Source organism: Leucogemmata humicola (assembly GCF_055379415.1).
The window spans coordinates 878,767-899,747 of record NZ_AP040875.1 but is presented as its reverse complement, the minus strand read 5'-3'; the positions used below and the strand labels follow the sequence as shown (position 1 = coordinate 899,747).

Annotated in this window: 18 protein-coding genes; 9 read left to right on the top strand and 9 right to left on the bottom strand. The window is 62.8% G+C overall.

Translation table 11 applies throughout. The annotated features are described in order from the left end of the window. Positions 1 to 4 precede the first annotated feature (4 nt). On the bottom strand, positions 5 to 643 hold the full coding sequence (locus AC6H4Z_RS03775; protein ID WP_497545406.1) for a hypothetical protein: 639 nt from the start codon (positions 641 to 643) through the stop codon (positions 5 to 7). Next, on the bottom strand, positions 643 to 1,533 hold the full coding sequence (locus AC6H4Z_RS03770; protein ID WP_497545405.1) for a hypothetical protein: 891 nt from the start codon (positions 1,531 to 1,533) through the stop codon (positions 643 to 645). Before AC6H4Z_RS03770 ends, AC6H4Z_RS03775 begins: the two co-directional genes overlap by 1 nt. Positions 1,534 to 1,751: 218 nt before the next feature. Between AC6H4Z_RS03770 and AC6H4Z_RS03765 the strand changes: the two genes are divergently transcribed. From AC6H4Z_RS03765 to AC6H4Z_RS03755, 3 genes are all read left to right on the top strand, one after another. Further along, on the top strand, positions 1,752 to 2,327 hold the full coding sequence (locus AC6H4Z_RS03765) for a hypothetical protein (RefSeq protein ID WP_497545404.1): 576 nt from the start codon (positions 1,752 to 1,754) through the stop codon (positions 2,325 to 2,327). Positions 2,328 to 2,484: 157 nt separating this feature from the next. Beyond that, positions 2,485 to 2,832: a PadR family transcriptional regulator gene (locus AC6H4Z_RS03760; RefSeq protein ID WP_497545403.1), complete on the top strand. Its 348-nt coding sequence runs from the start codon at positions 2,485 to 2,487 to the stop codon at positions 2,830 to 2,832. Beyond that, on the top strand, positions 2,832 to 5,411 hold the full coding sequence (locus AC6H4Z_RS03755; protein WP_497547006.1) for an ABC transporter permease: 2,580 nt from the start codon (positions 2,832 to 2,834) through the stop codon (positions 5,409 to 5,411). Before AC6H4Z_RS03760 ends, AC6H4Z_RS03755 begins: the two co-directional genes overlap by 1 nt. Here AC6H4Z_RS03755 and AC6H4Z_RS03750 read toward each other — a convergent pair. The 3 genes from AC6H4Z_RS03750 to AC6H4Z_RS03740 are packed head-to-tail and all read right to left on the bottom strand — an operon-like array spanning position 5,397 to position 7,263. Continuing rightward, entirely contained in the window at positions 5,397 to 6,008 is a 612-nt protein-coding gene (locus AC6H4Z_RS03750; protein ID WP_497545402.1) for an NUDIX hydrolase, read from the bottom strand. The genes AC6H4Z_RS03755 and AC6H4Z_RS03750 overlap by 15 nt on opposite strands. Positions 6,009 to 6,011: 3 nt before the next feature. Then, entirely contained in the window at positions 6,012 to 6,365 is a 354-nt protein-coding gene (locus AC6H4Z_RS03745; RefSeq protein WP_497545401.1) for a rhodanese-like domain-containing protein, read from the bottom strand. Between the two features lies 1 nt (position 6,366). Then, a complete protein-coding gene (locus AC6H4Z_RS03740; RefSeq protein ID WP_497545400.1) occupies positions 6,367 to 7,263 on the bottom strand; it encodes a S66 peptidase family protein in 897 nt (298 codons plus the stop codon). A gap of 161 nt (positions 7,264 to 7,424) precedes the next feature. Here AC6H4Z_RS03740 and AC6H4Z_RS03735 point away from each other — a divergent pair, with 161 nt between their 5' ends. The 6 genes from AC6H4Z_RS03735 (at position 7,425) to AC6H4Z_RS03710 (ending at position 16,935) form a co-directional block, all read left to right on the top strand. Next, complete coding sequence (locus tag AC6H4Z_RS03735; protein WP_497545399.1) at positions 7,425 to 7,778, top strand: hypothetical protein; 354 nt, start codon at positions 7,425 to 7,427, stop codon at positions 7,776 to 7,778. 115 nt (positions 7,779 to 7,893) lie between these two features. Then, positions 7,894 to 9,159, top strand: coding sequence for a dicarboxylate/amino acid:cation symporter (locus AC6H4Z_RS03730; RefSeq protein WP_497545398.1), 1,266 nt, complete (start codon positions 7,894 to 7,896; stop codon positions 9,157 to 9,159). After that, entirely contained in the window at positions 9,159 to 10,316 is a 1,158-nt protein-coding gene (locus AC6H4Z_RS03725; protein WP_497545397.1) for a glycosyltransferase family 2 protein, read from the top strand. The genes AC6H4Z_RS03730 and AC6H4Z_RS03725 overlap by 1 nt, the downstream gene beginning before the upstream one ends. A gap of 95 nt (positions 10,317 to 10,411) precedes the next feature. Next, a complete protein-coding gene (locus tag AC6H4Z_RS03720; protein WP_497545396.1) occupies positions 10,412 to 13,537 on the top strand; it encodes an Eco57I restriction-modification methylase domain-containing protein in 3,126 nt (1,041 codons plus the stop codon). After that, a complete protein-coding gene (locus tag AC6H4Z_RS03715; protein ID WP_497545395.1) occupies positions 13,534 to 15,762 on the top strand; it encodes a helicase-related protein in 2,229 nt (742 codons plus the stop codon). Before AC6H4Z_RS03720 ends, AC6H4Z_RS03715 begins: the two co-directional genes overlap by 4 nt. A 204-nt stretch (positions 15,763 to 15,966) precedes the next feature. Then, entirely contained in the window at positions 15,967 to 16,935 is a 969-nt protein-coding gene (locus AC6H4Z_RS03710; RefSeq protein WP_497545394.1) for an aldo/keto reductase, read from the top strand. A 38-nt stretch (positions 16,936 to 16,973) separates the two neighbouring features. On the opposite strand, the gene AC6H4Z_RS03705 is transcribed toward AC6H4Z_RS03710, so the two are convergent. Genes AC6H4Z_RS03705 through sdhC form a run of 4 tightly spaced genes read right to left on the bottom strand, consistent with a single transcriptional unit; the run spans position 16,974 to position 20,950 of the window. After that, complete coding sequence (locus AC6H4Z_RS03705; RefSeq protein WP_497545393.1) at positions 16,974 to 17,468, bottom strand: hypothetical protein; 495 nt, start codon at positions 17,466 to 17,468, stop codon at positions 16,974 to 16,976. A 17-nt stretch (positions 17,469 to 17,485) separates the two neighbouring features. After that, on the bottom strand, positions 17,486 to 18,319 hold the full coding sequence (locus AC6H4Z_RS03700; protein ID WP_497545392.1) for a succinate dehydrogenase/fumarate reductase iron-sulfur subunit: 834 nt from the start codon (positions 18,317 to 18,319) through the stop codon (positions 17,486 to 17,488). Continuing rightward, entirely contained in the window at positions 18,319 to 20,130 is a 1,812-nt protein-coding gene (locus AC6H4Z_RS03695; protein WP_497545391.1) for a fumarate reductase/succinate dehydrogenase flavoprotein subunit, read from the bottom strand. The genes AC6H4Z_RS03700 and AC6H4Z_RS03695 overlap by 1 nt, the downstream gene beginning before the upstream one ends. Before the next feature lie 22 nt (positions 20,131 to 20,152). Then, entirely contained in the window at positions 20,153 to 20,950 is a 798-nt protein-coding gene (gene sdhC / locus AC6H4Z_RS03690) for a succinate dehydrogenase subunit SdhC (RefSeq protein ID WP_497545390.1), read from the bottom strand. Between the last annotated feature and the right edge of the window lie 31 nt (positions 20,951 to 20,981).

The following is a 20,981-nucleotide window of genomic DNA, read 5'->3' as shown; positions in this document are numbered from 1 at the left end:
CGCGCTACACCCCGCAGAGCTTCCGCACGCGCTCGAGTCGTGCGGCAGGCGGCCCGAGCTTTTCCAGCCGCTCGATTTCGCGAACTGTGCCCATCACGGCGTTGGTCGACTTTCCGCCGCCACGATTCATCGCTATCCCCTGATCGATCGCGTAGTCGAGGCTCACGTTGGTACTGCGTGTCTTCGCCTCCTGAGCGCGGATCAGGCTGTCGACCTGATCGATCTTCATTCCCTTCGCCATCGACATGTCGGGAATGCCACGGCGTTCCGAATAACGGACGAGGCGCCCAACGGAGTCGAAGGTGATGTTCACCTGCATGACAGGCTTTACCTTCGCGGGAAAGGCGGCGATCACCATCGTCGCGCCAGAGCCCGTGGTTCGAGTGATCGAGCACTCGCCGCCGCCCTCATCGGCCGGAATCTCCGGCGCAAATGCCCGAAGCGCAGAGTCGCCGCGCAACGGACGAAACGAGTTGCTGGCGGACACCAACAGATCGCGCACAATAGGCGCTGGCGCTGCCGCGCCAGTTCCTGACGCTGGCGGCGCCGACGACGCAGGCGCTGGAGTTGTAGAGGTTGCGGCGCTGTGGCACGCACTCAAGATGAGCGCCAGAAGTAGCGGGCCGAGTTGAAGCCGGGCCATTATGGTTTCCTCATTGACCGCACCTGCATGTTGACTTCCTGACAGGTTGAATCGCGCGCCGACGTCGTAACCGTCAGGCTCAACTCTTGAGGCATACCCGCGGAGTCAGTCTTCGTCCACGTGCGACCGACAATGCTGTTGCTCACCTTTGGCGCCTGCCAGCCGGAGTCCTGCAACTGCTTGGCGTAATGCTCGAGGATTGCCCCGCCGCGCAACTGCGTGAGCAGGTTCGTGCTCGTCCCGCTGCCCGAATACTGTTGCGCACACCCCGGCGTCATGCGCCCGTCGATTACTTCAGCGGGATTGAACAACGTTGGAAACGGATTGCGAGTCACCCCTTGGGGCATCGGCTGGGGCGTGCACACCGAATACGACGGAGTAGACACGACGCGGAGAGTCAGTTCAGTCGAGGTCCCACGATGACGCGCCGCAGACAGAGTGAGAAGCTGCGCATCGCCACAGAGCGTCGTGCGCGTTGGGATCCCGTCCGCACCGTTCGACTGAAAGCCCGCTGGCCGAAAGCCACCACCGTATGACGGAGGCGGCGGCGGTGATTTCCAACCCTGCTTGAGAAGCTCGCGCTTCATGTCGGCAATGACTGCCTCGGGCGCGTCGGGAACGGAAAGAATGCCGACGACAGTGCTGCCGACGAACGCCGAACCAAGCACGTTCGCACTGGACGGCGTCTTGATTCGCCCGTTCACCCAGCCGGGCATCGATCCCACCAGTATCTGCGGCTCACCGCCGAGCCCGCCAGCCGCAACGAGCGCCGACGCCAACTCGAACGGCACCGAATCTGGCTGGGCAAGGCGCCTTGGTTCCTGTGCCACGCCGACAGCGAATGGAACCGACAGCATCACGGCACAAACACTCGAACAAAACGCTCGCATTCAACACCCTCTAGAGAAGAGTCATAAGCACTTCATCATGGCTGCGGCGCCGCTGCATCATGCCTGATTCGGGCATTTCGCGCAACGTGACCAGCGTCACACTTCTCACTAAGGATTCGGCGCGGCCGAATCATTGCGGAACAGCGGGGGTAGTCAGCCCTTACGACCCCGCGCCGGTCGAACCGACCGGAGAATTCGAATCAGGTAGGAGGTGCAGGATGAAGTCCCTTCGAGCTGTCCTCTCGGCCGCCGCTCTTCTCGTCGTCGCCTACCCAGTGGCGCATGCACAGATCGTGATCGAGCCGATGGTCGGCGGTTATGTACCGGCAAGCAACGTCAATCAGGTGCAAGGCAACGCGACAGACATCGCGAAGACGCGCGACGGCACCCTGTCGCTCGGCTTGAACGTTGGCCTCGGCATGCTCCGCGGCAGTTTCGCCTATGCGTCTGGCACGACGATCAAGAACGCGAGCAAAGAGGACATCGGCAAAGGCAACGTATTCGCTGCCGCCGCCGATCTCGTGATCCGGCCGTTGCCGAGGATTCTCGTACAACCGTATCTCCTCGTCGGCGGTGGCGAGAAGTTCTACAAATACGACTCGGGAACGTCGCTCACGACCGGAGGCGACGATCGCGATTTTGCGTTCCACGGCGGCCTGGGTGCCGACGTCACGCTCGGACACCTTGGTGTGGTCGCGGAACTAACCGACTTCTTGAGCAAGGGCGCGGACAGCAAATGGAACGTCCACGACGCATTCTTGATGGTCGGCCTCCGCGTTCCGCTCGGTCCCTGAGGTCTGTTCGGTGGTGTGATGCGGCCACGAAGTCATGCAGAAGGGCCAGCGCGAGACACATCGCGCTGGCCCTTCGTTTGTTCACCGACGCACGCCTCACGCCGCGCGCCAACTATATCCATTGACAATATATCCACACTGGATATAGTCTGGACTCATGACGCCAGACTCAATGCTTCCGCTGCCACCGGCAACGTTCCACATCCTCATGGCGTTGACCGATGAAGACCGACACGGCTACGCCATCATTCAAGACGTCGAGTCACGCACCGACGGCGACCTCCGACTGAGCGCCGGCACGCTCTACCGCTCGATCCAGCGCATGCTCGAGCAGGGACTGATTGTCGAAGCGCGGAAGCGACCCGCGCCCGCTCTCGACGACGAGCGCCGACGGTACTACTCGATCACCGCGTTCGGGACAGCGGTGGCACGCGCCGAGATGCGCCGGCTCACGCAGCTCGTGCGCCTCGCGCGTGCGCGTGGCCTGACTCCGGAGACGACGTGATGCGCTTCTATCGCTGGCTATTGCATCTCTACCCCGCCTCGCTGCGCGCCGAGTACGGCGACGAGCTCGCGACAGTGTTCGCGTCGCGACGCGCCGGCGCCACTGGGCTGTTCGGCGCGATCGGAACGTTCGTCGCCGCGATCGGAGACATCGTACCAAACGCGATCGCCGCACACTTCGACATTCTGCGGCAGGATCTCGTCTACACGGTGCGCGCACTGCGACGAGCGCCGGGTTTCGCGCTCACAGCGGTGCTGGTCGTCGCACTCGGCATCGGCGCAAACACTGCCGCCTTTTCGGTCGCTGACTTCGTACTCCTGCGTCCCCTGCCCTTCCCGCATCCAGAGCAGCTCGTGAAAGTGTGGGAACGCACACCGGGCTACGGGACGATGGAGCTCTCTCCGCCCAACTATCGCGATCTCAAGTCGGCGGCCACGACGCTGTCCGGCTTCGGCGTGTACAACAACGGCGCGGCAAACCTCGTCACCGGCGGCGAGCCACGGCGCGTATCAACGGCCGAGATCAGCCACGACGTGCTGTCGATCGTCGGCGTGAAGCCGCTGATGGGTCGCCTGTTTACCGCCTCCGACACGATCGCCAGCGAGACGATCATCATCAGCTACGATCTGTGGCAAACACAGCTCGGCGGCGATGCGTCAGCAATCGGCAAACGCGTCGACCTCGACGGTCGGCCGTACACCGTCATCGGTGTCATGCCGTCGGACTATCACTTTCCAAGTCGCGACGTCGCCATCTGGCGCACGCACAACATCTCGCCCGCAGACGCTGAGGATCGATTCAACAATTATCTCACCGGCGTCGGTCGTCTGCGCAACGGTGTGACGCTCGAGCAGGCCAGGACCGAGTTCGCGCTGATTGCCGCTCGCCTCGAGCGAGAGCATCCCAAGGAAAACGAGAAAACAGGGACGAACGTCTACCGTATGAGCGACGAACTCTCCGATCGCTCACGACTGCTGATCTTCGCGCTCTGTGGCGCGGCGCTCTGCACGCTTCTGCTGGCGTGTGCGAATCTCGCCAACTTGCTGCTCGCTCGCGCCGTGGGCCGGGAACGCGAGATCGCCGTGCGCGCCGCGCTCGGTGCAGGCCGCGAACGACTCATGCGACAGCTCGTCACAGAGAGTCTGGTGCTCGCGACCATTGGCGGCGCCGTCGGCGTGCTAGTGGCAATCGCCGCGGTTCCTGCGCTCACACAGCTCGTTCCAAATACTCTGCCGATCGCGCAGCAGCCAAGCGTCGACCTTCGCGTGCTGGCATTCGCCGGCCTCTCGATTCTCATCACCGGACTCGCGTTCGGTGTCATCCCCGCCATGCGCGCCGGCGGAGCGCGCTCGATTGAAGCACTCCGCGACGGCGCACGCACACTCGGTGGAGCGAAGCAGCGTGTGCGCGGAATGCTCGTGATGGTCGAAGTCATGGTTTCCGTCGCGCTGCTCATTTCGTCGGGGCTGCTCGTGCGCGCGATGTGGCGCATTCAAGCGATTGACCCCGGCTTCAAGACGGAGGGAGTGCTGACGATGCGCACTGCGCTTCCTCTCCCGAGATACGATATCGTCAACTCGCGCTCACAATTCTACGCCCAGGTGCTGAACGGCGTGCGCGCACTCCCCGGCGTTCAGAGCGCGGCGTACACCAGCTTCTTGCCGATGACCATGGGCGGCGGCATCTGGCCAGTGAAAGTCTCCGGCCGCGAAGCGATTCGCGACGCGTCTAACACGGCGAGCCTCCGCTTCGTGTCGCCGCAGTTCTTCGCCACGCTGCGTATTCCAGTTCTGAAAGGCCGAGACATTGCCGATACGGATGACTCGACGCAGCCATACGTCGCCGTCGTCAGCGAGTCGTTCGCGAAACGATATTGGCCGCGCGAGGATCCGATCGGCAAACAGTTCAATTTCGGGCTGCACGACCGAACGGTTGTGGGCGTGGTGGGTGACATTCACGTTCGCGGACTCGAGCGACAGAGCGAGCCGCAGGTCTACGTCGCGCCAAAGCAGGTGAGCGATAGCCAGATCGTCTTCTATTCGCCGAAGGATCTAGCCATTCGATCCACCGTACCGCTGGCGACGCTCCTGCCTGAGGTTCGCCGCATCGTCCACTCGGTGGATCCGCAGCAGCCGATCTCCAGCGTACAAACGATGGACGAGATCGTCGCTAACGAAACAGCATCGCGTTCCACACAGCTCCGCGTGTTGGGCGTTCTCGCCGCAATCGCGTTGTTGCTCGCCGGCATCGGACTACACGGCCTGTTGTCCTTCACCGTATCGCATCGCACTCGCGAAATCGGCGTACGCGTCGCTCTCGGCGCGGAATCAACCCGCATCGTCGGCATGATCGCACGTGAGGGAATTCTTCTCTCGCTCGGCGGCTTGATCCCCGGCGTCGCGCTTTCGATCTGGGCCGGACGCGCAATGGAAGCCCTGCTCGCTGGCGTGAAGCCCAACGATCCTCTCACGTTTGGCGTCGCGATCGCGCTCTGTGCGGCCACAGCGTTGTTCGGTTCGCTGCGACCAGCAATCCGTGCGTCGCGCGTTGATCCGGCGACCGCGCTACGCGCCGAGTAGCTCGACGAACTGTGTGAGCGCGCGGTGAGTAAGTCCCCACACGGTGTATTCGCCGTGTCGGAACACGCTCTCCTCGCGTTCACCCAGGCCGCGAATGCGTACCATTCCGCGGCCCCACGCCGCCGTTTCGCGAATGGCCGCGAGCGGTACCCAGAACACTTCGGCGACCTCGCTGCTCAGCGTGAGCGTTACATCGGGCTTTACTGCCGCGACAAACGGCCGAATGATCAGCGGCGGCAACGATGGTGAATAGGGACTCACGTCGTCGAGTGTGCCGAGCACGCGGCCGTCTCGCGCTAGATCGACGCCCGTCTCTTCCCACGTTTCGCGAACGGCCGTGAACTCGAGATCGCGATCAGTCGGGTCCATCCGTCCGCCCGGGCAGGCGATATGGCCACTCCACGGGTCGCGCTCCATTTCCGCGCGTTTGATGAGGAGCAGTTCGGGTTCGCCACTCTCGGCTAAACGCAGTACGAGTGCGATCGCCGCGTAGCGCATTGCGCCCTCACGCGGAATCGTGCGTCCAGTCCGCACGGCGAGACGCCGGGCGAGTCGTGCGACGTCAGGATGTTCGAGCAGCGCGTCGATCGACGTCACGCGTCATTCAATGTCGCCGCCTGCTTCCGCCCACGCGCGGAACCCGCCGGCCATCGAGGCAACGTGCGCGTAGCCCATCTGCGCCATCGTCTCCGCCGCGAACGCGGAACGATTCCCGGACGCGCAGTAGATGATGACGTTCGCATCGTGCGGAATCAGTGCTTCGATCTTCGTCTCGAGATTTCCGCGCGAGACGTGAACGGTGCCCGGAATCTTTCCGAGATTGACCTCATGGAGATCGCGAACGTCGAGAAAGGTGATGTTCTCGCCGCGCTTCTGCATCTCCATCACTTCGTCGACGCTCACCTGCTTGACGCGCGCTTTCGCTTCGTCGAGGAGCTGCCGGCCTGTTTTCATGTCAGCGACGTACCGAAAGGGTTTTTGAGTCAGCGTCCAACTCCGCCATCGCGCCGAGTGGGATCGTCCACTGATCGGCGATATGCCCAAGAGGAATGTTAGCGAGGCAGGGAACGGTACCGCGGTCAGCGAATTCTCCCAGGACGTCGTTAAGGGAGCGCGTCTGATTGTCCGGATCCTCCGGTATCTCGCTGAAGTGCCCGAACGCGATACCGGCAACGAGATGCAGTGCGCCACTCAGCCGTAGCTGCGTGAGCATTCGATCAATCCGATAGACGGATTCGTTCACGTCTTCGATGACGAGAATGGCGCCGGCGTACGACGGCGCGTACCGCGTTCCGCACAACGCCGTGAGTAGCGCCAGATTGCCGCCGATCAAGCGACCGCGCGTCTGCCCACCACGAAGCGTGACCGCGTCGGGCGCGGTACCACACGACTCGGCACCGTCGATCACAGCCGCACTCAGTGAGGCACGAGTGAATTCCGTGAGCTGACCGCGCGCGGTTGGCCCGTGATACGACACGAGATCCGCACGTGCATTGAGCCCGCAATGCAGAGCGGTGATATCAGAATATCCAATCAACGCCTTGGGGCGGCGGAACCACGAGCCATAGTCGAGTTGATCGAGCAGACGCATCGCGCCGTATCCACCGCGAATGCACCATATGCCATCGATCGATCGGTCCGCTGCAAAACGGTTGAGATCGGCGAGACGATGTTCGTCGCTTCCGGCCAGATATCCTTTGCGCTCGAGCACGTAATCGCCGACGACCGGTTCCCACCCCATCGCGCGCGCGTTATTGCGCGCGTGTTGGAGGTCGGCTTCGTCGCGAAGAGGGCCCGCAGGCGCAACGAGTGCAACTCGTGAGCCCGGCAGCAGGAGCGGAGGCACTTTCATCTCGCCGCACACTCGCACACTGAACCCGCGTCGTCAACTCAATGTTTCCAACGGCTGAGCAAACGTATGGCACTCCACGTGCTGTGTACGTGTTGCTGAGCCGGCGGGGTAGTTGGGGAAACACGGTGCCGGATTCTCACGACGTAGCGGAGGAACACACTATGGCAGATCGCGACAATCAAGGTGACGGAATGAGCGGTTCGTCCGGTAAGAGCGGCTCGGGATCGAGCTACTCTGGAAGCCCGAGCAAGGATTCGGGATCGAGCAGCGATCGCGGAGTAGGTAGTGACCGTGGATTGGGAAGCGATCGGGGATCAGGAAGTGATCGCGGCTCTGGTTCAACCGGACGTGGTGATAGCTCGACGGATCGCGATCGCGGCGGAATGAGCGGCTCACCAATCCGACCGGATAGCGACAAGATCAAGCCGGGCACGGATGGCAATGTTGGCAACTTCGGGAAGCCGGGCAAATCGGATTCTGGAAGCTCGGGCGGTTCCGGAAGCTCGAATCGATAGTTCGTTCCTACGTTGACGACAGCGCGGGGCGCATACAGCGCCTCGCGCGTTTTGTCGTTGGTGCGTTTCGCCGAAACACGCTTCCGCCCGGCGGCTTCATGCGTAGCTTTGCCGCGTGTCGCTGACTACGCGTGTTCTCATCGCCCTCGCCGCCGGCGTAGGCATTGGCTTGGCACTGAGCGAGATCGATCCTGATCTCTCGCGCCGAGTGGCGAGTATCGTCGAACCACTCGGAACGCTGTTCGTGAACGCGATCCGTGCGACAGTCATCCCGCTCGTCGTGTCGAGCCTGATCGTCGCCGTCGCAACTTCCGCGAACGGCGGCGGCCTCGCGCGCATGGGTGTTCGAGGGATTGTGGTCTTCGTTGTGTTGCTCACGGCGTCGGGCATCGTTGGTGCGCTCGTCGCGCCGCCAATCGTCGCGCGCATCAATGTCAGCGCAGCGGCAGTTGCTAGTCTACGAGCCAGTGCCGCTCCGGCGGGCAATTCGCTCGCGTCGAGCGCCAGTGCCATGCAGTCGCCAGGTGAGTGGCTCGTTTCACTCGTGCCGGCGAATGCGTTTCGTGCCGCGGCAGATGGCGCGATGTTGCCGCTGATCGTGTTTGCGTTGGCGCTCGGGCTCGCTCTTGGTTCCGTGAACACGGAATTGCGTGACCGAGTCGTCGTGTTTTTCCGCGCAATTGCTGCCGCGATGCTGATACTCGTGCGATGGTTGCTGGTCGTCGCACCACTCGGAGTGTTCGCGCTCGCGCTGCCTCTCGTCGCCCGCCTGGGATTGGCGGCAGTCGGCGCGCTGGCAACCTACGTCGTCCTCGTGTCGCTGGCTGCCGCGCTATTCATGTTGCTCGTGCTCTACCCCGTCGCGGCGCTCGGCGGCAGAGTACCACTGCGTGAGTTTGCACGCGCAGCCGCGCCAGCGCAGGCGGTCGCGATGTCCGCACGTTCGTCGCTGGCAGCACTTCCCGCGCTGATCGACGGATCGCGAAATCGCCTCCACCTACCGGAAGAGATTTCGTCGTTCTTTATTCCGCTCGCATCAGCCACATTCCGAGTCGGCGCAACGCTGGGACTGACAACGGGCGCGGTCTTCCTCGCGCATCTCTACGGAACGCCGCTCTCGGGCGCACAACTCGTGACCGTCGTCATCACGGCGGTGATTACGAGTTTCAGCATCCCCGGTATTCCAGGCGGCTCGATCATCGCCATGGTGCCCGTCCTGACGAGTGTCGGCCTTCCCGTCGAAGGCGTCGGTATTCTGCTCGGCGTCGACACGATTCCCGACATGTTCCGCACGACGGCCAACGTCACCGGCCAGCTCTCTGCAGCAACCGTCGTCGCGCGCACCTCGGCCAAGACCGAGCGATCGACAGCAGACGCTTGATGCAGGTGATCGCTCCGGTACTGTGGGCGCTCCTCTGGGCCGTCCCACCGATCGTTGCACTGCTTCGCTTTCGACACTCGAGATCGCTCGACGACATCGCGGCGGAGCCACCGCTGCAGGCGCCATTGGTCTCTGTCGTGGTTCCCGCTCGCAACGAACGACACAACATCGAACGTTGCGTGTCGTCGATTCTCTCGACCACATATCCGTCGCTCGAAGTGATCGTGGTCGATGACCATTCGACGGACGGTACCGGCGATATCGCACGCGCGATTGCCGCGCACGATGATCGACTGCACGTCGTCGATGCGCCGCCGCTACCGAACGACTGGTTCGGCAAGCAGTGGGCGTGCGCCACGGGAGCGAGTGCAAGCTCGGGCGAACTCGTCCTGTTCACCGATGCGGACACGAAACACGAACCCGACTTGCTCCCGCGCGCCGTAAACGCGCTGCTCACGAGTTCGGTGGACTTGCTCACGGTTGCTGGGCATCAGGATATGCTCAGCTTCTGGGAGCGCGTCATTCAGCCGCAGATCTTCGCGATGCTGGCAATGCGCTACGGCGGAACGGAACATGTCAGTCACGCCAAGCGCGCCGCCGATGTCATCGCCAATGGCCAGTTCATTCTCGTTCGTCGAGCTGCGTACGACGCAGTTGGCGGCCATGCGGTCGTGCGAGATCGCGTCGCCGAAGATCTCATGCTCGCTCAGGAATTCTTTCGACGCGGTCGTCCGCTGCTGTTGATCCTCGGCATCCGTCAGTTCTCGACGCGAATGTACTCGTCGCTGCCCGATCTCATTGGAGGGTGGCGGAAGAACATTTTTGCCGGCGGCAGAAACGCCGTGATCGGTGGCGCGATTGGACGTGCGTTATTTCCAATTCTGTTGATGGCGCTGCCACTGACCGGATTGGTTCCGCCGATTGCGCTCGCGCTCGCGCTTGCCGGCATGCTGTCGACTGCGTGGCTCGTGTGGTCGAGCATCGTCGTCGGCACCTCACTGATCTTCTGGGCCACGATCTACCGCTTCAGTGAGCAATCCCTCTGGTATGCGCTGCTCTATCCACTTGGACTCGGCGCGTTCTTCTACATTGCCGCCACGGCGGTCACGCGCGGTAGTCGCGTCGCGTGGAAAGGCCGCGACTATACGTCGGCGTAGGTGACGCAGCGCAGGATTGGAGTCCTGCCAACATTTGATCGTGGCGGCGTTCGACTGGTCGCGGAGAGCCGAGTCTCATCTGGTACTCTCGGCGCGTGCTCACTCTGCGCGTTGCCGGCGAGTTGCTCGCCGCTGCTGAATCAATCGACACGCTGGTCCCAATCGCCGCTGCGGCCGGACTCGACGGCGATCCATTGCCACTCGACCCCGACACTCGCCGGACACTCGGCCTCGAAGTGTTCGTCGCCGACGCCGCGATGGTCACAGGCCCCGGGGCGCGACGCGCACTGCTGGTCGCGCTCGACGGCGATGCTAAGGTCCGTGAATGGTTGGTTCGTCTCGCAGCACGGCTGGCGAATCGGACGCCGCATGTTCTCTGGCTGGTCATCGTCACACACCGTGGCGGCGAGGTCGCGCTGGCGGCGTGGACTGCAGTTCGTCATCCGCCGCGTATTGGCGCGCTCATCGCGCAGCGATCGCGCGTCGTGGATAGCGACGCCGAGACCCTTCGCGCGCTCGGCGCCGCCGCCGCCGACCACGACGTATTGGCGCACGCGCGATGGGTCGAGATCCTCGGACGTGACGCGCTCTCCATTCGATTCTTCCGCGCCCTGAACCGAGCTCTCGACACACTCGCGGCATCGAGCACGAGCGGGTCGCTGGCCGCACGACGGGAGATCGCACTGCTCGAGACATCGCGCCTCCTCTTTCTGTCCTTCCTCGAAGCGAAAGGATGGCTCAACGGAGATCGGGCATTCATCGCGCACCGATTTGACGCGTGCATGTTGCGCGGCGGACGCTTTCATGATCGCGTCCTTCGCCCGCTCTTCTTCGGCACGCTCAACACGCCCCTACGAAAGCGAGCACCAACCGCCGCGGCGTTCGGGCACATTCCCTTTCTCAACGGCGGGCTTTTTTCACGCACACCGCTCGAGCAGCGGAATCGGGCAATCACGTTTTCCGATGACGCGTACGGCCAACTCATCTCGGAGGTATTTGGACAGTACCGCTTCACCGCGCGCGAGGAGACCTCGAGTTGGAATGAGGCCGCCGTCGATCCGGAAATGCTTGGTAGAGCATTCGAAGCGCTCATGGCAGCGACCGAGCGTCGTCGCACGGGAGCGTACTACACACCGTTCGCGCTCGTCGAACGCGTTGCGGACTCCGGAATCGTCGAACTGCTCGGCAGCGGCGCGACGCGTGAGTCGCTCGAACGACTGACGATCCTCGATCCCGCATGCGGCTCCGGTGCATTCCTCGTACACACGTTGGAGCGTGTCGCCGATCTGCTGACGCAACACGGCGACTGGCGCGACATCAGTGCGATTCGTCGCGACGTGCTCACGCGATCCATTCACGGCGTCGACGTGAACCCGACCGCCGTCTGGCTCTGTGAGCTGCGTCTCTGGCTGTCGGTGGCGATCGAGAGTACGGAATCCGATCCCACGGCTGTGCTGCCGCTGCCGAACCTCGACCGCAACATCCGCGTGGGAGACGCCCTATGTGGCCACGGGTTTGGCGCCCACGATCTTCGTCTACCCGGATCGAAAGCGCTGGCAACACTGCGGCAGCGTTACGCACGCTCCAGTGGAACGCGGAAAGACTCACTCGCCAGGCAACTCGATCGTGCTGAGCGTGAACGTGCGCTCGCGTGCATCAATGCGGATTTGGCGACGATTGCGCAGCAGCGGCGCGATCTCCTGTCCGTTCGACGCGGTCGCGATCTGTTCGGCGAGCGATATCGCCCGTCGCGCGACGAGAAGACGGCTGCAGAGACGCTGCGAAAGCAGTCCGCTGCCGCACGATCACAACGACGACGCGTCGCCTCCGGCGGCGCACTTCCCTTCTCGTTTTCGACCCACTTCGCCGACGTCGCCGCGCGCGGTGGCTTCGAGCTCATCGTCGGAAATCCGCCGTGGGTGCGCCTGCATAACGTCGCGATCGATCAGCGCGCGCGGTTTCGACAGCGCTATGAGGTTGCACGCTCCGCGGCGTGGGAACCCGGCGCAGCGGCGGCCGGCGCAGGCAGGGGATTCGCCGCACAGGTAGACGTCGCCGCTCTGTTCATCGAACGATCGGTTCAGCTTCTCGCGCCGAGCGGTTGTCTCGCTCTGTTGGTGCCTGTGAAACTCTGGCGCTCGCTCGCGGGCGGAGGCGTGCGCCGGCTCCTTACCGCTGAGGCACGTCTGTGCCGCATCGAGGATTTTGCCGACGCGCCCGGAAGCTTCGATGCGGCGGTCTATCCGTCGTTGATCGTCGCCCGACGCGAGTCAGCACGCGTCGAGAGTGCGCAGAACATTTCGATCGAAGTACATCATCGTGGCAACGCTACGCTGCAGTGGAGTATTCCGCACACACGGCTCGGGCTCGATGACACCAGTGGCGCGCCGTGGCTACTCCTACCACCGGAGGCGCGACGCGCCTTCGACCGTGTGCGCGACGCGGGCCAGTCATTGGCATCGAGCACGCTGGGACGCCCGCTGCTCGGCGTCAAATGTGGATTGAACGATGCGTTCGTCGTTCACGTTGTCGGCGGCAACGACGATCTCGCGGAAGTTCGCTCGATGGACGGTCGCCGCCTCACGATCGAGCGTTCGCTGCTGCGCCCTTTGCTGCGCGGCGAGCATCTTCGCCGCTGGCGCGCTCCGGCATCGACCGAGCACATCATCTGGACGCACGATGTGAGCGATGCGCCCCTCAAAGAACTTCCGCCGTATGCGGCACGATGGTTCACGCGATGGCGACGCGACTTGTCGAGCCGGAGCGACTCGCGACATCACGCTCGATGGTGGTCGCTCTTTCGAACCGAAAGCGCGCGATACGATCGCCCGCGCGTGGTGTGGTGCGACGTCGGCCGTGAGCCGAGGGCCTGCGTTCTCGCTGCTGGTGATCAATCGGTTGCGCTGAACAGTTGCTACGTCGTGCGCTGTCGCGCCGACATCGACGCGCGCGCCTTCTGCGCACTCCTCAACGGTCCGCTCGCGCGTGCGTGGCTCAATGTCATCGCCGAGCCTGCGCGAGGCGGTTATCACAGATATCTCGGGTGGACGCTCTCGCTGCTCCCCATTCCCAACGACTGGCAGCGCGCTCGCAAGGCTCTCGCTGCAGCGTGGACGTGCAACACTCCGCCGGACGACTGCGCCCTGCTCGACGCGTCTCTCATAGCGTACGGGTTGGACGAAGATGATGTCGCTCCGCTCGTTGCCTGGTCTTCCGAATGACACAATCGTGGGTCGAAGCGTCGCCGACAATCGTTCGCGATATCTTGGCCCGCGAAGCAACGCGGGGCGAAACGATCGACGAGCAGCTTGGAGAGGTCACACTCCGCGCGCATCAGCGGCGCGCGGCGGATCGCCTCCTCGCGATCATCGCACAACGCGGAGGCGCGATGCTCGCCGAGCCTGTTGGAGTTGGCAAGACATACACAGCGCTGGCGGTCGCCTCGCGAACCGGTGGGTCCATTCTCGTCGTTGCTCCGGCATCGCTGCGCGAAATGTGGCGCGGCGCCGCGATCCGCTGCCGGCTGACGGTAACGATCGCAACCTACGAGTCACTGAGTCGAGGAAGAACACCAAATCTCGTTCCAGATTTCGTCATCATCGATGAAGCGCATCGACTTCGCACTCCGCACACGCGCAGGTACGCGCTGATCGCAGATCTCGCGCGACAATCGCGCATTCTGCTCGTCACCGCGACACCGGTGCACAATCGTCGAGACGATCTTGCTGCTCAGCTTGCGCTGTTTCTCGGCAGAGCGGCCTGGGAGCTCTCCGACGAAGAGCTCACAGCGTGCGTGGTCCGCGATTCCGGTTCGTCGCTCGGAGCACGGCCGCGGCTAGACGGACCGCATCGGATTGCACTCGACGTCCACGACGACTGCCTGGCGCAGCTTCTCGCTCTCCCGGGTCCGGTTCCGGCACGCGACGAGTCTGTGGCGGCCGCGCTGCTCACCTACGGCCTCGTGCATCAGTGGACGTCGAGTCGCGCAGCGCTTGTCGCCGCGCTTCGTCGCCGACGCGCCCGAGGTATCGCACTCCTTGCCGCGCTCGAGTCGGGACGCCGGCCCTCGCGCGGCGAACTCTCCGCCTGGACGCAGGCCGACGACGCAATGCAACTCGCGTTTCCGGAGATCGTCGCCGCAGAAGCGGCGCCTGACATCAACGTGGATGAGTTGCTGATCGCAGTCGACCGACACAACGCTGGAATCGAAGCACTGCTCCATTCGTTGCGCGCCAAACCGGATCCTGACGATGCGCGATCCGCAGCACTCCTCCGCATCCGTACTGCGCACCCAGGGGCGCGCATCATTGCCTTCTGCCAATATGCTGAAACTGTGAATTCGCTGCGCACGCGCCTTGCGCACGAGCGCGGCCTAGCGACGTTGACGGCGAGCGGAGCGCGAATCGCCAGTGGTACGATCCCTCGCGATGCCGTGATCGCACAGTTCTCTCCGACTCCCTCGAATGCAACGCTGCGAGAATCCGAGCGCATCGACCTACTCATCACCACCGACCTGCTGAGCGAGGGCCTGAACCTTCAGGAAGCCTCGGTGATCGTGCATCTCGACCTGCCGTGGAACCCGGCGCGGCTCGACCAGCGCGTGGGCCGAGCCCTGCGACTTGGTTCGCGCCATGAGGTCGTCACCGTCTACTCCCTCGCGCCGCCCGCTCCCGCTGAGACTCTGCTCCGCATCGAGGCACGTCTGCGCGAGAAACTTGGCGTCGCACAGCGAACGATCGGTGTCGCCGGACGAATCCTCCCGTCCCCACTCGGAGAACCTGCGCGCGAAAACAGCTTGGCCGAACAGCGCGGCGCCTTTGACTCGACGCTCCGCGCATGGCTTCTGCCGACCGAAGCCTCTCCACATCCGGGCGAGTGCGTCGTGGCCTGCGTCGTCGGCCGCGCGCACGGTTTCCTCGCCCTCGTTCGCGGCGAGCGCGTTCCAACGCTCGTCGCCGACCTTGGTAATGGCCCAAGCGTCGCCACACCGATAGTTGGACGAGCGATCGAAGCATGTATCTGTGGCCGGAGCCAGCCAGTTGTCGCCGAGCGAGTCGAGGAGATCCTACAGGCGCTCGCGCGATGGAGTTCGATGCGGCGCGTAGCCGCTACCGTCGACCTGGGCGCCGTGACAGCGGCGCGCGCGCGACGAACAACCTTGGCGCGTGTGGCGCAGGCATTGGCCAGAACGCCCCGGCATCGGCGATCGAGCCTCGCGTCGTTGGCAGACGCGGCGCGCGCTGTAGCCTCGGCACCGCTCGGTGAGGGAGCCGAGCGGATCCTCGAGACGCTGGCCGGAGCTCACCTGCCAGACGAGGCGTGGCTTCGCTCGATCGCCGCGTTTGGTGAGCTGAATATCCGACCCGTTCATCGGCTCGAGCAGCGAGCCGCAAACGACGACGTGATCGCCATCGTCATTTTCACTACCGCAGGCACCTCATCGTGACCGGCAAGCAACTGGAACGAATCGATACAGTCGCTCAAGGCCCGTGAAGCGCGGCCGACAATACTTCTTGGGGAAACACTGGGGTAGAAGGGCTATTGAAGTGGTAGGATAGTTGCTTAGTAGGCGTGGGGTGGGGGGCTTGGGTCGTCCCGCGTTACCTTTGTGTTTCGCGGAACACGACCCTCGCCCAACGCCCCGCGCGCCATGCAATACACTACGCTCGGCAGTACCGGCCTGACGGTTTCCCGTCTGTGCCTCGGCTGTATGAGTTACGGGAGCACCCAGTGGCGTTCCTGGGTTCTCGACGAAACCGCAGCGCAGCCCTTCTTCAAATTCGCGCTCGAGAGCGGCATCAATTTCTTTGATACCGCCGATATGTACTCGCTCGGCGTGAGCGAAGAGATCACCGGTCGCGCGCTGCGATCCATGGCGAAGCTCGACGAGCTCGTCATCGCCACGAAAGTCTTCTGGCCAATGAATAGCCGTCCAAACATGGGCGGTCTTTCACGCAAGCATATCGTCCAGGCGTGCGAAGCGAGTCTCAAGCGACTCGGTATTGATACGATCGATCTCTACCAGATCCACCGCTTCGATCCGTCGACGCCGATCGAAGAGACGCTCGCCGCGCTCGACCACCTCGTGCATCAAGGGAAGGTTCGGTACATCGGCGCGAGCTCAGGCTATGCGTGGCAACTCATGCGCGCGCTCAGCACTTCCGAGCGCAACGGGTGGGCGCGCTTCGTCTCGATGCAGAACCACTACAACCTCGTGTACCGCGAAGAAGAGCGAGAAATGATTCCGCTCTGCCAGGATCAGGGACTCGGCATCATCCCTTGGTCGCCGCTGGCTCGTGGCCTCGTGACGCGCCCGCGCGAGAAGACAAAGGGCGAGACCATCCGATCGACGAACGACCCCATCTCGGAGCGGTTGTACGATTCGACCGACTGGGGGATCGTCGACGCAGTTGAGCGTATCGCTGGCGAACGCGGAATTCCAATGGCGCAGGTTGGGCTAGCGTGGTTGCTGTCCAAGCGCGCCGTGACCGCGCCGATCATCGGCGCCACGAAGCTGCGGCACTTGGAAGATGCGATCGGCGCGCTTGACGTCACCCTCAGCGCGGACGAGATCGCGCAACTCGAGGCTCCATACACCGCAAAAACGCCGCGCTTTTAGAGCGCGGCGTCATGTGAAGCCTTAGTCGACACGAGCTCTCAGTCCTCCAGAGCCGGCTCGTACTCTCGTTCGACGTGGGCGCGTTCGTGTCGGCCTAGCATTCTCGCGCAGGTATTCCAGCGCAGAATCGCTTCGTCATTTCCGGCCGGGCGCATGCGCTCGGCCTTCTCGTACCATCGCATCGCATCGCGAAAGCCATCTGCGGCAACTTCCGCTGCGCCGAGTGTTCCGCGATGGAGCTGCGCGCGACCGCGACGTTCGGCGATGATCCCCGCGTAGTACGTTCGCTCATACTCGTCAGTGAGGCGCGGAAGCACCTCGCGCGCACGAATAACGCCGTCGGCGAGCTCTTCCGAAAACTGATCGGTGATCGAGAGTAGGAGGAAAACGAGGGCCGTCTGATTCGCCGGCTCGATCTCGAGCACGTCGAGACAGATGCTTTCTGCGGCAGACGAATCGTTGAGCAACCGGTACCGCTCCGCCTTCTGGAGCGCGGCGGGAATGCCTTCCGGTGTAATCGGCTTCAGGTTCATCGCTGCCTCCCTGCCCGTCAGGTTTTCTTTCGTCGGCTGTAGATCTTTACCAGCTTGCCGATGGGATCGAAGAATTCGTCGACCACACGCTCCTTGAGCGGAATGATCGCATTGTCCGTGATCGTGATGTGTTCCGGACACACCTTCGTGCAGCACTTGGTGATGTTGCAATAGCCGATCCCGTGCTCCTTCCGCAGATCAGAGATGCGATCCGCTGTATCGAGCGGATGCATCTCGAGCGCCGCTGTGTGCACGAGAAAGCGAGGCCCAATGAAGTCGTCGTGCTTCTCGTGATCGCGAAGTACGTGACAGACGTCCTGGCACAGGAAGCACTCGATGCACTTCCGGAATTCCTGGACGCGATCGATATCCATCTGCTGCATGCGCCACGTTCCGTCGGGAGCATCGGGCGGACGCGGCGCGAATTTCTTTACCTTCTTCTTTTGCTCGAAGTTCCACGACACGTCCGTCACTAAATCGCGTACATGCGGGAACGCTCGCATCGGCTCGATCGTGACGGGCTTGGCCGCGTCGAGTTCGTCGAGGCGCGTCATGCACATCAACTTCGGCATGCCGTTGATCTCGGCCGAGCACGAACCGCATTTGCCGGCTTTGCAGTTCCAGCGCACGGCGAGGTCATTGGCTTGCGTCGACTGGATCTCGTGAACGGCATCCAACACCACCATGCCTTCCACGACGTCCTGTTTGTATTCGACGAACTCGCCCTTTCCCTTGTCCCCGCGCCAGATCTTGAATGAACGCGTGTCATGCTTTGCCGCGGCATCCTGCGCCGCCTGCGCCGCTGTAAACGCGTCTTTGGGTTTGTTGTCTGTCACCGCGCCTGTGGACATTACTTCATCTCCTCGATGACGGCCGTCAGATTGTCGGGCATCGGCGGAATCGGTTCGCGCGCGAGCTGCATTTCGCCATCGGGTCCCTTGCGCACGACGAAGTTGAACTTCGCGAACTCTGGATCCTTGTCTGGGTAGTCGTCGCGGAAGTGTCCGCCGCGGCTTTCCTTGCGCTCGATCGCGCAACGCGTGATCGCTTCGGACACAGTCAGCAGGTTGCCGAGATCGAGTGCGGTGTGCCAACCCGGGTTGTACTCGCGGTTTCCCTTCACACCGACCTTCGCCGCGCGCGCCTTGAGTGCCGCGATGTCCACGAGCGCGCGCTCCATCTCATGCTGCGCGCGCACGATGTTGACGTTGTCCTGCATCGTCTGCTGCAGATCTTCCTGCACCCGATACGGCCCCTCGGCGCTCTCACGTTCGAACGGCGCCAACGCCTTCTTCATTGCCGCGTCGACCTGACTGTTGTCGATCGAGACGTTGCCGTGCTCTTTCGCGAACTTTGCTGCGTACTCACCAGCACGCTTTCCGAAGACGATCAGATCAGACAGCGAATTGCCGCCGAGTCGATTTGCGCCGTGCAGACCAGCACCGCACTCACCGCAGGCAAATAGACCTGGGACACTCGACATCTGCGTGTCGCCGTCGACGCGAATACCACCCATGATGTAGTGCGTCGTCGGGCCGATCTCCATCGGCTCCTTCGTGATGTCGATACCTGCGAGCTGCATAAACTGGTGGTACATGCTCGGCAGTTTGCGCTTGATGTGCTCCTCGGCATTCGGGAGCTTCTCTTTGATCCACGCAATGTCGAGGAACACGCCGCCGTGCGGCGAGCCGCGACCCGCCTTCACCTCGCTCACGATCTGGCGCGCCACGTGATCACGCGTCAGCAGCTCGGGTGGGCGGCGCGCATTCTTGTCGCCCTGCGTGTACCGCCAGCCTTCTTCGGGGTTGTCGGCCGTCTGGTTCTTGTAGTTGTCCGGAATGTTGTCGAACATGAATCGTTTGCCATCACGATTCTTCAATACACCGCCTTCGCCGCGCACACCCTCCGTCACGAGAATACCGCGCACGCTCGGCGGCCAGATCATTCCCGTCGGATGGAACTGTACGAACTCCATGTCCTGGAGCGTCGCACCGGCGTGATAGGCAAGCGCCTGACCGTCGCCGGTGTATTCCCAGCTGTTCGACGTGATCTTGAACGCGCGACCGACGCCGCCGGTCCCAAGCACGACGGCTTTCGATTTGAAAATGCGAAAGCGACCACGTTCACGGTCGTACGCCAGCGCGCCAGCCACACGATCGCCGTCCTTGAGCAGCGCGAGCACCGTGACTTCCATGTGCACGTCGAGGCCAGCATGAACGCCATGATCCTGCAGCGTGCGAATCAGCTCGAGACCCGTGCGATCGCCAACGTGAGCGAGACGTGGATATCGGTGTCCACCAAAATTGCGCTGAAGAATCCGGCCGTCGGGCGTACGATCGAACACCGCGCCCCACGCCTCCATCTCCTTCACGCGATCCGGCGCTTCCTTCGCATGCAACTCGGCCATGCGCCAGTTGTTGAGGTACTGGCCGCCGCGCATCGTGTCGGCGAAGTGGACGCGCCAGTTGTCGCGATCGTCCACGTTCCCCATTGCGGCAGCCATTCCCCCTTCTGCCATGACGGTGTGCGCCTTTCCGAGCAGCGACTTACAGACGAGACCCACCTTCAAGCCATCTCTCGCTGCCTCGATCGCCGCTCGCAGTCCCGCACCACCGGCACCAATGACGAGCACATCGTGCTCGACAGTCTGGATATCGTTCACGCGTTCTGCCCCCACTTGCTGCTCATAGGATTCTCCAGTCGTGCCAGATCCCCATTGAGCACATTCTCACGTAGAGATCGCAGAACGCCACGCAGACGAGACTCATCCACGCCCACTTCATGTGCCAACGATTGAGGCAACTCGAGCAGTCGTAGGCCTTTTTTCGCACCGGATGCCGCGATAATTGGTCGAGGAAACCGCCGACCGCATGGCGCATCGAGTGGCAGCCCAGCGTGTAGCAACTCAACAAAACCACATTGAGCGTGAGCAACAGCGTGCCGATGCCGATCCCGAAATGCTTCACGCCCGCTGCATCTTCAAACCACAGCGCCTTCCACACGTCGTGTGCGAGTAGAAACAGAAAAATCACCGCGATATACATGAAGTAGCGGTGAACGTTCTGCAGAATCAGCGGAAATGTTTTCTCGCCGAGGTAGCTTTTTCGCGGTTCACCGACGGCGCAGTTCATCGGGTCGGCCCAGAAGGCCTTGTAGTACGCGCCGCGATAGTAGTAGCAGGTGAACCGGAACAGTCCCGGAAAGGGCAGGATGATCAACGCCGGCGAAAACGGTAGCAGTCCAGGCCACCAGCCGGGCTTTGCACCAAACCAGGCCGTTTTCGGATCGCCAAAGATCTCCGGCGAGTAGAACGGCGAGAGGTACGGCCCGTACATGTAGTGCGCGTTCTGGAATGCTGCCCACGTGGCGTAAACGACGAAGGCGCCGAGTATCGTGAAAACGACGAGGGGTTGGAGCCACCAAGCGTCGCGCCGCTGAGTTTCACCGAAGCCGCGGTGAAGGAGCGGGAGCGGTGTTGACATAGACTCGTGGTTTGAGGAAGGAAGGCGCGGA

Excerpts from the sequence above, each read along its gene's own strand:
- AC6H4Z_RS03775 (WP_497545406.1), bottom strand. The coding sequence starts at position 643 with ATGGCCCGGCTTCAACTCGGCCCGCTACTTCTGGCGCTCATCTTGAGT.
- AC6H4Z_RS03770 (WP_497545405.1), bottom strand. The coding sequence starts at position 1,533 with ATGCGAGCGTTTTGTTCGAGTGTTTGTGCCGTGATGCTGTCGGTTCCA.
- AC6H4Z_RS03765 (WP_497545404.1), top strand. The coding sequence starts at position 1,752 with ATGAAGTCCCTTCGAGCTGTCCTCTCGGCCGCCGCTCTTCTCGTCGTC.
- AC6H4Z_RS03760 (WP_497545403.1), top strand. The coding sequence starts at position 2,485 with ATGACGCCAGACTCAATGCTTCCGCTGCCACCGGCAACGTTCCACATC.
- AC6H4Z_RS03755 (WP_497547006.1), top strand. The coding sequence starts at position 2,832 with ATGCGCTTCTATCGCTGGCTATTGCATCTCTACCCCGCCTCGCTGCGC.
- AC6H4Z_RS03745 (WP_497545401.1), bottom strand. The coding sequence starts at position 6,365 with ATGAAAACAGGCCGGCAGCTCCTCGACGAAGCGAAAGCGCGCGTCAAG.
- AC6H4Z_RS03740 (WP_497545400.1), bottom strand. The coding sequence starts at position 7,263 with ATGAAAGTGCCTCCGCTCCTGCTGCCGGGCTCACGAGTTGCACTCGTT.
- AC6H4Z_RS03735 (WP_497545399.1), top strand. The coding sequence starts at position 7,425 with ATGGCAGATCGCGACAATCAAGGTGACGGAATGAGCGGTTCGTCCGGT.
- AC6H4Z_RS03725 (WP_497545397.1), top strand. The coding sequence starts at position 9,159 with ATGCAGGTGATCGCTCCGGTACTGTGGGCGCTCCTCTGGGCCGTCCCA.
- AC6H4Z_RS03715 (WP_497545395.1), top strand. The coding sequence starts at position 13,534 with ATGACACAATCGTGGGTCGAAGCGTCGCCGACAATCGTTCGCGATATC.
- AC6H4Z_RS03710 (WP_497545394.1), top strand. The coding sequence starts at position 15,967 with ATGCAATACACTACGCTCGGCAGTACCGGCCTGACGGTTTCCCGTCTG.
- AC6H4Z_RS03705 (WP_497545393.1), bottom strand. The coding sequence starts at position 17,468 with ATGAACCTGAAGCCGATTACACCGGAAGGCATTCCCGCCGCGCTCCAG.
- AC6H4Z_RS03700 (WP_497545392.1), bottom strand. The coding sequence starts at position 18,319 with ATGTCCACAGGCGCGGTGACAGACAACAAACCCAAAGACGCGTTTACA.
- sdhC (WP_497545390.1), bottom strand. The coding sequence starts at position 20,950 with ATGTCAACACCGCTCCCGCTCCTTCACCGCGGCTTCGGTGAAACTCAG.